At 67.3% G+C, this 16047-nt stretch carries 10 protein-coding genes; 2 read left to right on the top strand and 8 right to left on the bottom strand.

Going from position 1 to position 16047, the window contains the following annotated elements; all coding sequences use genetic code 11:
- Positions 1-130: 130 nt before the first annotated feature.
- From hemC to XARJCFBP2528_RS09390, 8 genes are all read right to left on the bottom strand, one after another.
- The gene (hemC, locus tag XARJCFBP2528_RS09425) at positions 131-1045 is read right to left on the bottom strand and encodes a hydroxymethylbilane synthase (RefSeq protein WP_039514150.1); all 915 of its coding nucleotides are present in this window, start codon (positions 1043-1045) and stop codon (positions 131-133) included.
- A 112-nt stretch (positions 1046-1157) separates the two neighbouring features.
- A complete protein-coding gene (locus tag XARJCFBP2528_RS09420) occupies positions 1158-1889 on the bottom strand; it encodes a LytR/AlgR family response regulator transcription factor (RefSeq protein WP_047124696.1) in 732 nt (243 codons plus the stop codon).
- 32 nt (positions 1890-1921) lie between these two features.
- The gene (locus XARJCFBP2528_RS09415) at positions 1922-2974 is read right to left on the bottom strand and encodes a sensor histidine kinase (protein ID WP_047124604.1); all 1053 of its coding nucleotides are present in this window, start codon (positions 2972-2974) and stop codon (positions 1922-1924) included.
- A gap of 4 nt (positions 2975-2978) precedes the next feature.
- Entirely contained in the window at positions 2979-3644 is a 666-nt protein-coding gene (locus XARJCFBP2528_RS09410) for an alpha/beta hydrolase (protein ID WP_047124603.1), read from the bottom strand.
- A gap of 176 nt (positions 3645-3820) precedes the next feature.
- A complete protein-coding gene (mdoH, locus tag XARJCFBP2528_RS09405) occupies positions 3821-5758 on the bottom strand; it encodes a glucans biosynthesis glucosyltransferase MdoH (RefSeq protein ID WP_047124695.1) in 1938 nt (645 codons plus the stop codon).
- A gap of 924 nt (positions 5759-6682) precedes the next feature.
- Positions 6683-8311 (bottom strand): M28 family metallopeptidase, encoded by a 1629-nt coding sequence (locus XARJCFBP2528_RS09400; protein ID WP_047124602.1) that lies wholly within the window; start codon positions 8309-8311, stop codon positions 6683-6685.
- Between the two features lie 332 nt (positions 8312-8643).
- Entirely contained in the window at positions 8644-9624 is a 981-nt protein-coding gene (locus tag XARJCFBP2528_RS09395; protein ID WP_016903811.1) for a GGDEF domain-containing protein, read from the bottom strand.
- Positions 9625-9852: 228 nt separating this feature from the next.
- Complete coding sequence (locus tag XARJCFBP2528_RS09390) at positions 9853-11340, bottom strand: SulP family inorganic anion transporter (protein WP_026064649.1); 1488 nt, start codon at positions 11338-11340, stop codon at positions 9853-9855.
- A gap of 212 nt (positions 11341-11552) precedes the next feature.
- On the opposite strand from XARJCFBP2528_RS09390, the gene XARJCFBP2528_RS09385 reads away from it, so the two are divergent.
- Entirely contained in the window at positions 11553-12977 is a 1425-nt protein-coding gene (locus XARJCFBP2528_RS09385; RefSeq protein ID WP_016903813.1) for a glycoside hydrolase family 5 protein, read from the top strand.
- 307 nt (positions 12978-13284) lie between these two features.
- Positions 13285-15417, top strand: coding sequence for a methyl-accepting chemotaxis protein (locus XARJCFBP2528_RS09380; protein WP_211257626.1), 2133 nt, complete (start codon positions 13285-13287; stop codon positions 15415-15417).
- Positions 15418-16047 lie beyond the last annotated feature (630 nt).

The following is a 16047-nucleotide window of genomic DNA, read 5'->3' as shown; positions in this document are numbered from 1 at the left end:
GCCTCTCGCGGCCAGGGCCGCTCCTACGAAGAGCGGGCGTTGCGTGAGGGCGGGCTTGGCGGCGAGGTCTGGAGTCTGCGCCTGGCTCGGCGTCGATGCCGGTCGCGTTACACGTTGACGCAGCGGCGCGTTACAGCTCGGCCAGCAGTTGCGCGGCGCCCTTGTCGAACAGGCCTTGCGCGACCAGGCGGCCGAGGGCCTCGGTGTCGTCGGCGCTGCCGTGCGCCTCGGCGTGGATCAGGCGTCCATCGCTGGCGCTGCCGACCATGCCCTGCAGGAACAGGCCCTGCCCTTCCCAACGCGCGAACGCCGCCACCGGCACATGGCAGCTGCCGTGCAGCGCGCGATTCATCGCCCGCTCCGCTTCCACGCAGGCGCGCGTGCGGCCGGCGTCCAGAACCGCCAGCAGGCCGTGGATGCGCGCATCGTCGCCACGGCATTCCACCGCCACCGCGCCCTGGGCCGGTGCCGGCAACCAGTCCGGGACGTCCAGACGCGCGGTGATGCGCGCATCCAGGCCCAGCCGCTGCAGGCCGGCGCAGGCCAGCACGATGGCGTCGTAACCGCCGTTGTCGAGTTTGGCCAGGCGGGTGTTGACGTTGCCGCGCAGGTCGATCAACTCCAGATCCGGGCGGGCCGCGCGCAGCTGCGCCTGACGCCGCAAGGAGGAGGTGCCCACGCGGGCGCCCAGCGGCAGCGCCTGCAGGTTGGCATAGAGATTGGACACCAATGCATCGGCGGCATCGCCGCGCTCCATGATCGCCGGCAGCACGAAGGGCGCATCCAGCTCCATCGGCACATCCTTGAGCGAATGCACCGCGCAATCGGCCTCGCCGCGCAACATCGCCAGCTCCAGCTCCTTCAGGAACAGGCCCTTGCCGCCGATCGCGGCCAGCGAACGGTCCAGCACCTCGTCGCCGCGGGTGCTCATCGGCACCAGCGCGACCTCCAGCCCGGGGTGGTGCTGGCGCAGCGCGGCGGCGACATGTTCGCTCTGCCAGAGGGCGAGCGGGCTCTTACGGGTAGCGATGCGGAGCGTGGTCATCGGGGCATTATCACGGACCGGGCGCGTAACTCCTACCTGGAGCGCACGCCGGCGCCCGCAGCACATTGCCGCGACCGAGCAACGCCCCTCACCACACGTGACAGGTCACGCCCTAACGCAATTGCTCGCGCAGGCTGGCCACGCAGCGGCGGCTCACTTCCAGCGGGTGCGGCACATTGCGCAGCACCGCGTGCACCTGACCATCGCCGCTGCGGCGCAGCTCCACCAGTTCGTCGCGCGCGACCAGGCAGTTGCGGTGGATGCGTACCAGGCGATCGGCAAACTCGTCTTCCAGCGATTTGAGCGACTCTTCGATCAGGTCCTCGCCACGGCTGTGGTGGACGATGACGTATTTTTCCTCGGCCTGCAGGTAGCGGATATCGCCGATGGCGATCAGCCGCAGGCTGCCGCGCAGGCGTGCGCACAGGTGCGTGCGCAACGGCGGCGGCGTGGCGCTAGGCGCGCGCCCGGCCAGGAAGGTGGCCACCTTTTCCAGTGCGGCAGCCAGGCGTTCGGGGCGCACCGGTTTCATCAGGTAGTCCAGCGCGGCGGCATCGAAGGCCGACAATGCATGCTGGTCATAGGCGGTGCAGAACACCACCGCCGGCTGCGGCTGGCTCTGGCGCAGCAGGCGCGCGGTTTCCAGGCCGTCGACGCCGGGCATGGCGATGTCCAGCAACACCAGGTCCGGATGCAGGTGATGGCACTGCTGCAGCACCTGCTGGCCGTTTTCGGCCTCGCCGATCACTTCGACATGCGGATGTTCGCCCAGCAGCAGGCGCAGGCGCTCGCGCGCCAGCGGCTCGTCATCGGCGATCAGCACCCGCACTTGCGTGGCCGTCATGGACATCCCCCTTCGCTGCAGCGACTCCCCCGTCACGACAGCGGCAATGTGATCTCACAGGCATAGTAGCCCTCGGCCCAGCTGGCCGCCATCCGTGCACCGGCACCGAACTGGAACGCCAGCCGGTGCGAGATGCTGGCCTGGGCATGCCCGGCCCCGGCCACCAGCGGCAACTGGGTGCCCGGCTGCGGGGCCGGATTGACGATACGGATCTGCAACTGGTTGCCGCGCTGGCGCAGCGACAGGTACAGCGTGCCGCCCTCGGGCATGCGCGAGACGCCGTGCAGCACGGCGTTTTCCACCAGCGGCTGCAGCACCAGGCGCGGCATCGGCAGCTCCCACGGCAACGGCTCCTGCCGGTGCCAGCGCACCTGCAGGCGCTCGCCCAGGCGCAGCGATTCGATCGCCAGGTAGCGTTCGGCCAGTTCGCATTCGGCGCGCAGGCTGGACATGCCTTCGCCGGCACCGAGCGCGGCGCGGAACAGATCCGACAGGTCCAGCACCGCCTGCTCGGCCACCGCCGGGTCGCGGCGCAGCAGGCTGGCGATGAGATTCATGCTGTTGAACAGGAAATGCGGGCGGATGCGTGCCTGCAAGGCATCGGCCTGGGCACGCGCATTGGCCTGCACCTGCGCTTCCCAGCGGTCGCTGACGTAGAAGTAGCGCAGTGCCAGCGCGGTGATCAGCACCACCGTCGCCGCGCTGCCCAGGGTGAAGCGCCAGAAGCCGACCAGGGGACCGAGCGGGGCCTGGTCGAGCGCCGCATACAGGGCGTGCACGATTCCGGCGCCGAGCATCGCCACCACCGCGGCGATCGACAGCGCGGCCAGCCCGCCCACCCGTGGCGGCAGCCGCGACAACGCCGGCCGCAGCACGCACAGCAGCACGCTGACCGCCAGCGCCAGCCACAGCGCCAGGCCGCTGGCAGAGACAAAGCGCGACAGGGTGATGCTGCGCGCGGCGCCGGCGTCGGGCACCAGGGTCACCACCAGCACCACCAGTTCGGCCAGGCCCAGCATGGCGCCCAACCGCGGCAGCCGGCACAGGTCCGGCATCCAGGCGGTCTGGGGCGCGTGCTGGGCCATGGCCTCAGGCGGCGGTGAAGCGCGCCTGCATCCAGGTGCGCAAGGCCTCGATCTCTTCCAGGCAGACCTGGTGGCCCATCGGGTAGGTGTGCCAGTCCAGTTCGAAACCGAGCGTGCGCAGGGTCTGCATGCTGGCCTGGCCGGCACCGAACGGCATCACCGGATCGGCGGTGCCGTGGGCCATGAACACGGGTTGGCGGGCAGCGGCCGGCTGCAGCTGGCTGGCGGCCGCTGCCGGCTCGGGCAGATAGGTGGACAGGGCGATCAACCCGGCCAGCGGTACGCTGCGCTGCAGTCCGACCGCCAGGGTCACCGCGCCGCCTTGCGAGAACCCGGCCAGCAGCATGCGCTCGGGGGCGATGCCGCGGGATTGCTCATGGGCGATCAATGCCTCGACCTGGGCCACCGATTCGGCGATGCCGGCCTTGTCGGCGCGCGCGGCGAAATCCATGCCGACGATGTCGTACCAGCCGCGCATGCGCACGCCGTTGTTGATGGTGATCGGGCGGATCGGCGCATGCGGAAACACGAAGCGCAGCGCCGGCCAGTCCGGGCGCACCAGTTCCGGCACCATCGGGGCGAAATCGCTGCCATCGGCACCCAGGCCGTGCAGCCACAGCACGGTCCATTGCGGGTTCGGTCCGGTCTCGCGTTCGATCACTTCCAGCATTGTGCAGCTCCGCTTGCGGGCCGGACATTATGCCTTGCGCCATCGGCCAGACCGATCACGGGCCGGCCGAGCCAGATGCGTCGACCGGTCTCGGGGCCCGTCATGGGCGCTTTGCTTGGCGTGACAGACGCGGAGGTCGCAACGCGCACCGATCCCGCCATGCGCCGACTGCGCGCTCAGATCAGCGACGGCTCCAGCGCGGCGGCGCGGCGCAGCTCGGCCGCACGCACCAGCACCTTGGGCGGATCGAGCTCTTCGGGAATGCAGAAGATGCCGGCGCGGCGCAGGGCCAGGCCGGTGCGGCGCAACGAGGTCACAGCCACGACCGGGATCGACACCGCCATGCCCACGATCACCGGCGCCATCCAGGCCGCCAGCGATGGCGACACCGTATAGGCCACCGCGCCCATGAACAGGCCGAACACGGTCAGCCCGCCGTAGCTGCGCAACAGCGCCGGCCACGACAGCTTGCCGTCGTCGCGCACCTGCGCATCCCAACCCGAATCCTTGCCGGCCAGTACCTCGAACACGCCGCGCGACTGCAGGTACATCACCACCGGCGCCATCAGCGCCGCCAGCACGGTTTCCAGCAGGATGCTCAGCAGCGCGCGGATGGCGCCACCGCAGGCGCGCAACTCGCGCGGGTTGAGCAGCAGCGCGATGTAGCCGAGCAGCTTCGGCGCCAGCAGCACGAACATGGTGCAGACGAAGATCCAGATCGCGTTGCCCTGGCTGCTGCCATGCCAGTAACGGGCGGGCGAGAACGGCAGGTCGCCGGCCAGATCGATCCCGCCGCCGGCCAGCGGAATGCCGATGCCGATCAGCATCAGCAGGCCCCACATCGGCGCGGTGAAGTAATGCCCGATGCCGATCAGCATGTGCATGCGGCTGATCCAGTGCAGGCCCTTGGCGCCGACCACCTTGGCGTGCTGCAGGTTGCCCTGGCACCAGCGGCGGTCGCGGATCAGCAGGTCGGTCAGCGTGGGCGGGCCTTCCTCATAACTGCCCTGCAGGTAGGGCACCATGTGCATGGCCCAGCCGCCACGCCGCATCAGCGCCGCCTCGACGAAGTCGTGGCTGAGCACATGCCCGCCGAACGGCTTGCGCCCGCGCAGCGACGGCAGGCCGGCGTGATCGGCGAAGGCCTGGGTGCGGATGATGGCGTTGTGGCCCCAGTAGTTGCTCTCGGCGCCATGCCACCAGGCCACGCCGAAGGCGATGATCGGCCCGTACACGCGCCCGCCGAACTGCTGCATGCGGGCGAACAGGGTCTGCCCGTTGACCACCGCCGGCAGGGTCTGGATCAGGCCCACGTCCGGGTTGTTTTCCATGCCGGCGACCAGCCGCACGATGGTGTCGCCGGTCATCACGCTGTCGGCGTCCAGGATCAGCATCTGCGGGTAGTTGCCGCCGAAACGGCGCACCCAGTCGGCGACATTGCCAGCCTTGCGCGCGGCATTGTCGGCGCGGCGGCGGTAGAAGATGCGCCCGTGTCCGTCGACGCGGTCGCACAGCTCGCTGTACACCAGTTCTTCGGCACGACCGATGTGTTCGCGGGTGGTATCGCTGAGCACGAAGAAGTCGAAATGCTCCAGCTGGCCGGTTTCGGCCACCGATTCGTAGATCGCCTGCAGGCCGGCCAGCAGCCGGCGCGGGTCTTCGTTATAGGTGGGCATCAGCAACGCGGTGCGCGTGTGCAGGGTCGGCAGCGGCGCCTCCGGGTCGATGCCGAGCTTGCGTCCGGCGCGCGCCACCACGGTGACGAAACCGGCCACCGCGCTGGCGAAGGACATCGCGATCCAGGCAAACAGCAGCACGAACAGGCCGAGCAGGCAGCCTTCCAGCACGCTGAGGCCATCGGGCCAAAGCACGCTGAGCATCACCCACACCGCCACGGCGGTGGTGGCGACGGTGCCGCCGATCAGATAGAAACGCCGCAAGCCGATGCCGACCGGCGCGGTGCGCTGGTGCGGCACCTGCAGACGGCCTTCGCGCAGGGATTGCTCGGGCATGGCCAGCGGCGCTTCCGGTGGCAGCGTGGGCTGACCGGCGTCGAGGGCGGAAACGGGGGGAAGATCGGTTGGTGCGGGGGAAAGAGTCACAGTGCCGTCCATCAAGGCTGCCCGCCGCACGATCGCGGCAGTGTGGGCTGAAGCGGGAGATCCCTCCCCGCTACGCGTGGCGACGTCGCCGCATGCACCGCAGTCCGGGCGAGCCCGGCAGTGCGGGACCACGTCGCAGAATCAGCAGCTCTAAGACCACTCCGATGCACAAGCTCTCCTGGCTGCGACGATGACGTCGCGGCTCATCTTAAAGAATCGACCGTTAAAGGAAACGAAGGCCGCGCTGCAGTCTTCGCCCCACCCGACGAGGACCGCGCGGCAGACTACGCCGCAGCGACCGAACGCTACCCCAACAGATTGCAGTCTGGCGCGCGTGCTGTCACGGGCGGCAAACCGCACTGTCATGTCAGACAACTGCAAGTGATGTGCCAAGACCTGCAATCGGTTGCAGCGCCAGCCTGTTGGCGCGCGCGATCACGGCGGTGGAACTGAGCGAATCTGAGGCATTCTGCCGCGCGTCATGGTGTATCGGAATAAGCGATGTCGGGCCTGGCCCACGTCGGCGCAGTGCACGAAGGCTGCGTTGCGCCTGCAATCGCCGGCAAGGACACCGCACCAGGGCGTTGGTCGGCGGCCAAGTGAAAAGCTGTTGGTCGAGCGATGGACATCGGACGTTGAGCCGCGTCGTTAAATGCATTACGCATTGCTTGCACCATGCCCACCGGCCATCTCCGATTGTCCTTGCCCGCCTACCGTCGCGGGACCTTACGCGGCATGGATGCCGTGTAAGAGCCTACACGGACGTACTTGCGGCGTGTCCTGCGATGGTGGGCGGGCAAGGGCCTGCAGCCAGGCGCCAGATCAGCCGCTCTGGCGCCCTCCCTGTCCGGAGGCGGCACATGCGCACATCGCACATGCCGCATCGAACAGCAGCAGCGCCGCCTGACGGAAGCGCTGCCGCCATAGCGGCCGGTGTTACTTGCGCGCAGCCTCGCTGGCGTCGCGGGTGGCGCGGAACTCCGAATCGGAGTTCCAGTTCGGCCACTGGCGCGAATCGGCCAGCTGCTGGCCCAGCGCGTACAGCACGCCCAGATCGCGCGCCGCACCGGCGAAGGTCCAGTCCGGCTTCCACTCATCGCCCTGCTGGTGATAGCGCTTGGCGGTGTAGTCGTCGGAGGCGGCCTTGCCCGCGGCCACCCCGCCCACTTCCCAGTCCTGCCCGGCCGCATACGACAGCGCCGGCACGCCACGCTTGGCGAAGGAGAAATGATCCGAGCGGAAGAAGTACCCCGCCTGCGGCTTGGGATCGGGCGTGTAGCGCAGCTTCCACTGGCCGGCGACGGTCTTGAGCTGATCGAGCAATTCGAGTTTTGCGGTGCCGTAGATGCCGAAATCGCGCGATGGCACGAACGGGCTCATGCCGTCCATGTTGATCACCGCCACCGTGGTGTCCAGCGGATACAGCGGCTTGGAGGCGTAGAACTCCGAGCCCAGCAAGCCCTTTTCCTCGGCGGTGACCGCCAGGAACACCACCGAGCGCTGCGGCTTGGGGCCGGCGGCAAAGCCGCGCGCCAGCTCCAGCAGCGCGGCGGTGCCGCTGGCGTTGTCCAGCGCGCCGTTGAAGATGGTGTCGCCGCGTGCGTCCGGCTTGCCGACGCCGATGTGGTCCCAGTGCGCGCTGTAGATCAGCGTTTCATCCGGATGCGTGCTGCCTTGCAGGCGTGCGACCACGTTGTGCGAGGTGATCACGTCGGATTTGACCTGGTAGCTGGCGCTCAGCCCCTGGCCCTTGAGTTCCACCGGCTTGAAGCCGCGCGTCTGCGCCTGCTTCTTCAAGGCGTCGAAATCCAGCCCGGCCTGCTTGAACAGGTCGGTGGCCAGGTCGCGCTGGATCCAGCCTTCCAGGGTGGGATGCGCGGCACGCGGGTTGTCGCGCACCACGTCGAACATGGTGTTGGTGTTGGAGCTGGCCACGGTGTCCCAGCCATAGGAGGCGGGCGCGGTTTCGTGCACCACCAGCACGCCGAGCGCGCCCTGGCGGGCGCCTTCTTCGTACTTGTAGGTCCAGCGGCCGTAGTAGGTCATGCCGGCGCCGTCGAAGGCGCCCTTGCCGGTTTCGAAATCCGGGTCGTTGATCAGCACCACCGCGATCTTGCCCTTCAGGTCCACGCCCTTGAAGTCGTCCCAGTCGCGCTCCGGCGCCTTGACGCCGTAGCCGACGAACACCAGCGGTGCGTTGGCGATGTCGACCTTGGACGAGCCATCCAGCGCGGCGCGGATGGCGATCTGCTTGCCCTGGGTCAGCGCCTGCGGCTTGCCGGCGTGCTGCAGGGCGATGGTCGGCGTGCCGACGATATCGGCACGGCGCAGCGGCACCGCCTGGGTCCAGGCACGCTTGCCGTCGGTCAGATCGCCGCCCGGCTGCAGGCCGGCGTCGGCGAACTGTTTGCTCAGGTAGGCGATGGTCTTTTCCTCGCCGGCGGTGGCCGGACCACGCCCTTCGTAGGCATCGGAGGCCAGCTCCTTGACGTCGCGCGAGATGCGCGCGCCATCAAAGGTCGGCGTCGCCGCCATCAGTGCGGTCGAGACCGCCATCGCCAGCATTCCCGTTACAACGCGCTTGGTAACAACTCGCTTCACTGCAGCACCCAGGTAGTGTCCGAACAGCCCTGGAGTGTAGCCACTGCGGGGTCTGATCGGGTGTGCACGGCAGCGAGCGATGCATGCCGTCGCGCTGGCACGACGTGCCTCGGCAGCGACGCAGCATTGATCGATAGGGCCAGCTAGCGATGCGGCGCGGCGCAGCACATGGCGCTACCACCTGGCACGGCATCCACCTTGCGCCTCATGCGCTGGATGCCGTCCAACTGCTACATGCTGCTACATGCTGCTGCGAGCTAAACCGCAGCGCCGCCGCCGACCGGCGCCACTGCCGCTCAGAACAGATCCACGCTGCCGACCTGCTGGGCGACCTGCTGCATCTTTCCGCTGGCCACCAGTTCGGCGTACACCTCGGTGCGATTGCGGCCGTGCTGCTTCGCCCAGTACAGCGCCTTGTCGGCCTCGTCGAGCAGCTGGCTGATCAACTGGCCGTCGGTGAGCTCGACGATGCCGGTACTGAGCGTGACCTTGCCGACCTGCGGAAACACCTGCTCGGCCACCGCCATACGGAAACGCTCGAACAGACTCACCGCGATGTCGCGGTCCACGCCGCGCAACACGATCACGAACTCCTCGCCGCCGAAGCGGAACAGCAGATCGTCCTGGCGGAAGCAGCGCTGCATCAACTGCGCAACCAGCAACAGCACCTCGTCGCCGTACAGGTGACCGAAGCTGTCGTTGACGCGCTTGAAGTGATCGATGTCCACGATCCCCAGCCACACGCCTTCGCTGGCCGCTGCATCCGCACCACCGGCGAACAGGCGCAGGATCACATCGTCGAAGGTCTTGCGGTTGCGCAGGCCGGTCAACGCATCGCGCTGGGCATCGTCGAGCAAGCTGCGGTAATTCTGGAAGAAGCGCGCAAAGCCCTGCAGCATCACCTGCTCGGCGGCGCCGGGTGCGCGCGAGCCGCCCACGCGCAGGCAGGTGCGGATGCCGCGTGCCTCCATCATCGGGTACACCAGCAGCGCGCGGCCGTCCTGCTGCAACTGCACCACATCGCCCAGCCCGTGCAGGTCGGCCAGTTGCGCGCGCATCTGCGCGTCGTGGATGTCGGCCACCGTCAGCGACAGCCGGCCATCCTCGCGCAGCCGCGTTTCGGCCATGGTGCGGCCATCCGGCGCGATGCGCAGCAACGACAGTTCCTCGGACGCGCAGACCTCGCGCATGGTGCGCAGCAGACTCAGGTCGAGCAGATCGGCGTCGCGGATGGCGGTCAGGTCCACCATGCGTTCCAGCAACGGTGCCGTGGTCATTGCCGCACCATCCCGCGGGCAGACGCAGGCCCGCAGCGCCGGTCACGGCACGCGGGCACACCTCTCGGGCTGGAACGCACTGGCATCACGACGGGTTACCGGCAGTCTCGATGCCGGTTCATCGGCGCTGAACGCGCGAACTTGAGTCCGCCCGCCGGCCGGCACAGCGCACGGCCAGCCGGCGTACACGGATGTGCAGGCGCACGACCGGCCGGCGCACCGGCGCGCTTACGGCAGTGCGGACTCCAGCGCATCGTCGCCCAGCGCGTGCGCCTGCATCAGGCGCCGGCTGCCGGCATTCAGGCCTTTGACCTGGACGTCCAGCCCATGATGGCGCAGCCGCTGCACCACCTTGTCCAGCGCCGCCACCGCGGTGATGTCCCAGAAATGCGCGCGGCTTATATCGATCACCACCGCGCGGCCGGGCACTTGGCGCGCGTCGAAGGCGTCGATGAACACGTCGGCCGAGGCGAAGAACACCTGCCCGCGCACGTGATAGGCGCGCGCGCCATCGTCGCCGTCGCTGTGCGTGATCTGCAGCAGCCCGGCCACCTTGAAGGTGAAGAACACCCCGCTCAATACCACGCCCACCGCCACCCCGGCAGCCAGGTTGCGGGTGACCAGGGTCACCGCCACGGTGGCCAGCATCACCACGCTGGAGGTGCGCGGATGGGTGACCACGGTGCGCAGCGAACGCCAGTCGAAGGTCTCGGCCGAGACCATCACCATGATCGCCACCAACGCGATCACCGGCACCTGCGAGACCCACGGCTTGAGCAGCACCATCAGGATCAGCAGGAACACCCCGGCGAACAGGGTGGAGAGACGGCCCCGCCCGCCGTATTTCACGTTGCCCACGGTCTGCCCGATCATGCCGCAGCCGGCAATGCCGCCGAACAGGCTGGCAGCGGTATTGGCCAGACCCAGCCCGGTGCACTCGCGGTTCTTGTTGCTCGGGGTGTCGGTGAGTTCGTCGACCACGCGTGCGGTCATCAGCGATTCGAGCAGCCCCACCATCGCGATGGCCAGCGCCGGCAGGGCGATGATGCGCAAGGTCTCCAGCGTCAGCGGCACCGCCGGCCATTGCAGGACCGGCAGCGCATTGGGCAGCTTGCCCAGGTCGGCCACCGTCTCCAGCGGCAGGTGCAACGCCGAGCCCAGCACCGTCAGCACCAGGATGCACAGCAGCGGCGAAGGGATTGCCGACACGCCCGGCAACGGCAGCCGCGGCAGGCCGTAGATGATGAGCAGGCCCAACGCCAACATGCCCCAGGTGGCCAGGTTGGCGTGCTGCAGATGCGGCAGCTGCGCGGCGAAGATCAGCACCGCCAGCGCATTGACGAAGCCGGTACGCACCGAACTGCTGACAAAGCGCATCAGCACGCTTAGCCGCAACAGACCGAACAGGATCTGCACCGCACCGGCCAGCAGCCCGGCCGCCAGCAGATAGGGCAAGCCGTGCGCGGCCACCAGCGGTGCGGCCACCAGGGCCACCGACCCGGCCGCAGCGGAAATCATCGCCGGGCGGCCGCCGAAGAACGCGATGACAATCCCGATCACGAACGACGCGAACAACCCCACTTGCGGATCGACGCCTGCCACGAACGCAAAGGCGATCACTTCGGGAATCAGCGCAAAGGTAGCGACCGCACCGGCCATCAGTTCGCGCGCAGGCGAGGCGCGCCATTGCGCCAGTTCGGCACGCATAAAGGACATTGGAAGACACTCCGGGGGACAGAAAGGACAGCCTGCGGACAGGCGACAGCGGCGATAGTGTGCGCGAAAGCGACCCGGCCCGCAGCCTGCGTGTGACCCGTGCGGCAATGCGCCTTTCTGTGGTCCGGATCACGCCAAACGATGCAGCCGCGGACCAAGATGCCCCCCTCACCGGGTTCGGGTGTCGAGCCGGGTTCGCTAGGGAGATCACCATGTCCATCTTCAGGACCGCCAGTACGCTCGCACTGGCCACCGCGCTGGCGCTCGCCGCCGCACCGGCCTTCAGCTACTCCATCAGCAACAACAAGATTGTCGACGACAGCGGCAAGGTGGTCCAGCTCAAGGGCGTCAACGTGTTCGGCTTCGAGACCGGCAACCATGTCATGCACGGTCTATGGGCACGCAACTGGAAGGACATGATCAACCAGATGCAGGGCCTTGGCTTCAACGCCGTGCGTCTGCCGTTCTGCCCGGCCACCCTGCGCAGCAGCACGATGCCGACCAGCATCGATTACAGCCTCAATGCCGATCTGCAGGGCCTGAGCTCGCTGCAGATCCTGGACAAGGTGATCAACGAATTCAACGCGCGCGGCATGTATGTGCTGCTGGATCACCACACTCCCGATTGCGCCGCCATCTCCGAGCTCTGGTACACCGGCTCGTATTCCGAAGCGCAGTGGCTGGACGATCTGCGCTTTGTCGCCAACCGCTACAAGAACGTGCCCAGCGTGATCGGCCTGGACCTGAAGAACGAGCCGCACGGTGCCGCCACCTGGGGCACCGGCAACGCGGCCACCGACTGGAACAAGGCTGCCGAGCGTGGCTCGGCCGCGGTGCTGGAGGTGGCGCCGAAGTGGATCATCGCGGTGGAAGGCATCACCGACAATCCGGTCTGCTCGACCAACGGCGGCATCTTCTGGGGCGGCAATCTGCAGCCGCTGGCCTGCACGCCGCTGAACATTCCGGCCAACCGGCTGCTGCTGGCGCCGCATGTGTACGGGCCGGACGTGTACGCGCAGGCGTACTTCAACGACAGCAATTTCCCCAACAACATGCCGGCGATCTGGGACCGTCACTTCGGCCAGTTCGCCGGCACGTATGCGCTGCTGCTGGGCGAATTCGGCGGCAAGTACGGCGAAGGCGACGCACGCGACAAGGTCTGGCAGGACGCGCTGGTGAAGTACCTGCGCAGCAAGGGCATCAACGAGGGCTTCTACTGGTCGTGGAATCCCAACAGCGGCGACACTGGCGGCATCCTGCGCGACGACTGGACCAGCGTGCGCGAAGACAAGATGGTGCTGCTGCGGACACTGTGGGGCACGGTGAGCAGCACCACGCCGACGCCTACTCCCACTCCGACACCGACACCGACGCCGACACCCAGCGGCAGCTTCAGCACCAAGGTCAGCGTGGACAGCCAGTGGAACGGTGGCTACTGCAATCGCGTGCAGGTCACCAACACCGGCACCGCCAGCGGCACCTGGGCGATCTCGCTACCGGTCACCGGCACCGTCAACAACGCCTGGAACGTCACCTGGTCGCAGAGCGGCAGCACGCTCAAGGCCAGCGGCGTGGACTTCAACCGCACCCTGGCCGCCGGTGCGACGGCCGAATTCGGCTTCTGCGCGGCAGGCTGATGCAATACGGCGGGCACGCAGTGCGTGTCCGCCATTACCTCGCAAGCTGCCGACAGTCTGCAAATCACCAACGTCGCGTCACCCATCGATCGCTGGATCGATGCCCATGACCTTGTAGGAGCGCCCCCGGGCGCGATGAAGCGTTATCGATAACGCCCCATCGCGCCCGGGGGCGCTCCTACATTGCAGCTGTCGCAAGCGGACGCTGCCGCAATTAGCATTCAACCCGCATGTGAATCAGCCGCTATTCATGACATAGCGCCCTGCGCGCGTTCTGGATGCCGTTGCCATGCCTGTTGTCTCCCTGTTGCGTCGTCACGTTGCCAATCTCCCGCTCACCCGCAAGTTCGTGCTGTTGTGCAGCTTGTTGACGGTAGGTGTGATCCTGCTGGCAGTGGCCGCGGCCCGCCTGCAATACCTGGACCTGATCGAGGCGCGCAAGCTGAGCGTCAAGACAGAGGTGGAGATGGGCCTGACCGTGATGCAGCACTACGCAGACAAGGCCAAGGCCGGCGAACTGACGGTCGAGCAGGCCAAGGAAGCTGCACGCACCACGCTGGCCGACATGCGCACCAACGACGGGGTGGATTACTTCTTCATCGTCGACCCGCAGATGCGCATCCTGATGCATCCCAAGCGCGCCGTCGGCACCGACATGAGCGACTACAAGAGCGATGCCGGGCAGTACGTCTATCGCGACATCAAGACGGCGATCGAGCGCGGCGACGGCTTCAGTTATTACGACGCGCCCAAACCGGGCAAGCAGGAGCAGCTGCCCAAGATCAGCTACGCCAAGACCTTTCCGGCCTGGAACTGGGTATTGGTGATGGGCGTGTACGCCGAAGACATCCAGGTGCAGGCCTGGGGCTTCACCCGCACCTTGACCCTGATCGGCGGCGCCTTGGTGGCGATGGTGATCGGCCTGTGCTGGTTGATCGCCTCGGCGATGGCGGCACCGCTGCGGGCAGCATCGCGTACCGCGGAGGCGATCGCCTCGGGCCGCTTCGACAACGATGTCCGGGTGGAGTCGCGCGACGAAACCGGCCAGCTGATGCACAGCATGCAGCAGATGCAGACCCAGTTGCAGCGCTTCAACGGCGAGATGCAGACCATGATCCGCCTGCAGCAGGGCGAGAACATCGCGCACCGCATTCCGGAGGATTTCCCCGGCGATTACGGCACCCTGGCGCATGGCGTGAACACGGTGGTGTTCGAGCATCTGGATGCCATCAACGAGGCGATGGACCTGATGGGCGAGTACGGCCGCGGCGATCTGCGCCGCGACATGCGTCGCCTGCCCGGCCAGCGCGCGGCGCTGCACGAAGCGCTGGATACGGTGAAGAGCAACCTGTCGGCGATCAACAGCGATATCGCGCGCCTGGCCGATGCGGCCGCACGCGGCGACTTCTCCGCACGTGGCGAGCAGTCGCGCTACCAGTTCGCATTCGCCGAAATGGTGCAGGCATTGAACCGCCTGATGCAGCAGGCCGATGCAGGCCTGGACGACGTCGGCCGCATCATGGCCGCGATTGCCGATGGCGATCTGTCGCAGCGGGTGGAATCGCATTACGAGGGCGCATTCGGCCGCCTGGCCAATGCGGCCAACCGCACGGCGATCCAGCTGACCACCATCGTGCAGGGCATCCAGCACTCGGCCGAGATGATCAACACCGCCGCCGGCGAGATCGCCAGCGGCAATGCCGACCTGTCCACACGCACCAAGCACCAGGCGGCGAACCTGGAAGAAACCGCCGCCTCGATGGAAGAACTCACCTCCACCGTGCGCCAGAACGCCGACAACGCGCGCCAGGCCAATCAGCTGGTCAAGGGCACCGGCGAAGTGGCCGAAAGCGGCGGCCGCGTGGTGCAGGAAGTGGTCAGCACCATGCAGGCGATCACGCAATCGTCGGCACGGATTTCCGACATCATCGGAGTGATCGACGGCATCGCGTTCCAGACCAACATCCTGGCCCTGAACGCGGCGGTGGAAGCGGCACGCGCCGGCGAGCAGGGCCGCGGATTTGCGGTGGTGGCCACCGAAGTGCGCGCGCTGGCGCAGCGTTCGGCCGGCGCGGCCAAGGAGATCAAGCAGCTGATCTCCGATTCGGTGGAAAAAGTGGCGCAGGGCTCGGACCTGGTGCAACAGGCCGGCAGCACGATGACCGAGGTGGTCAGCTCGGTGCAGCGGGTGACCGACATCATGGCCGAGATCACCGCCGCCAGCACCGAGCAAAGCGCCGGTATCGAGCAGGTCAGCACCACGGTGATGCAGCTGGATGAAATGACCCAACAGAACGCGGCGCTGGTGGAAGAAGCCACCGCTGCGGCACGCAGCATGGAAGACCAGGCGGCGGATCTGACCCGCGCAGTGGCAGTGTTCCGGTTGGTGCCGCAGCGTGCTGCGCTGACGCAACGGCGCTCGGTGGTGCAGGCGGCTTGATGGATGCAGAGCCCCTCTATCTGCGGGGCGAGAAGACACCGCTTACGCACCACTGGCGCGCGTGGCGCAAACGCGGGCTGGGGGCGCGAAGCGGCGGTCCGGGGAAGGATGCCCTGAAAGCCGCATCTGCATCAGAACAAGCGCGTCATCGGATCAAAAGAGGCTGATCAGACCGCAGTTCATCGGACAACCGTGCAAGGCACACGGTACACAACCATGCACACCGACTATCCCGATGGGTCCTTGCCCGCCTACCGTCGCGGGACCTTATGCGGCATGGATGCCGCGTAAGAGCCTACACGGACGTACTTGCGGCGTGTCCTGCGATGGTGGGCGGGCAAGGGCCGTGCAGCCAAGCCGCAGATCATCGCTCTGCAATCGATGCATCCATACCCCTGCATCACCTCTCCAGACGACCGAGATAATAGGCTTCAACATCGCGGGTGGTGAACATCATCGATGCGATTGACGCGGGTTTCTGGGTAAGCCGTACCCTCATCCGCCCTGCGGGCACCGTCTCCCGGGGGGAGAAGGGAGTGCTCTGATTGACGCGGGATTATGGGTAAGTCTTAGCCTCGCTCGCCCTGCGGGTGCCTTCTCCTGTTGGGAGAAGGGCGTGTTGCTGCATGC

Origin of the sequence: Xanthomonas arboricola pv. juglandis, assembly GCF_001013475.1 — a bacterium.
Lineage (GTDB): Bacteria > Pseudomonadota > Gammaproteobacteria > Xanthomonadales > Xanthomonadaceae > Xanthomonas > Xanthomonas arboricola.
Note: the sequence above shows the minus strand (reverse complement) of the source record. Positions and strands in the feature narration are given on the sequence as shown.

What these genes read in the sequence shown, in the direction of transcription:
- hemC (WP_039514150.1), bottom strand. Translation starts at nt 1,045, where the DNA reads ATGACCACGCTCCGCATCGCTACCCGTAAGAGCCCGCTCGCCCTCTGG.
- XARJCFBP2528_RS09420 (WP_047124696.1), bottom strand. Translation starts at nt 1,889, where the DNA reads ATGACGGCCACGCAAGTGCGGGTGCTGATCGCCGATGACGAGCCGCTG.
- XARJCFBP2528_RS09415 (WP_047124604.1), bottom strand. Translation starts at nt 2,974, where the DNA reads ATGGCCCAGCACGCGCCCCAGACCGCCTGGATGCCGGACCTGTGCCGG.
- XARJCFBP2528_RS09410 (WP_047124603.1), bottom strand. Translation starts at nt 3,644, where the DNA reads ATGCTGGAAGTGATCGAACGCGAGACCGGACCGAACCCGCAATGGACC.
- mdoH (WP_047124695.1), bottom strand. Translation starts at nt 5,758, where the DNA reads ATGGACGGCACTGTGACTCTTTCCCCCGCACCAACCGATCTTCCCCCC.
- XARJCFBP2528_RS09400 (WP_047124602.1), bottom strand. Translation starts at nt 8,311, where the DNA reads ATGCTGGCGATGGCGGTCTCGACCGCACTGATGGCGGCGACGCCGACC.
- XARJCFBP2528_RS09395 (WP_016903811.1), bottom strand. Translation starts at nt 9,624, where the DNA reads ATGACCACGGCACCGTTGCTGGAACGCATGGTGGACCTGACCGCCATC.
- XARJCFBP2528_RS09390 (WP_026064649.1), bottom strand. Translation starts at nt 11,340, where the DNA reads ATGTCCTTTATGCGTGCCGAACTGGCGCAATGGCGCGCCTCGCCTGCG.
- XARJCFBP2528_RS09385 (WP_016903813.1), top strand. Translation starts at nt 11,553, where the DNA reads ATGTCCATCTTCAGGACCGCCAGTACGCTCGCACTGGCCACCGCGCTG.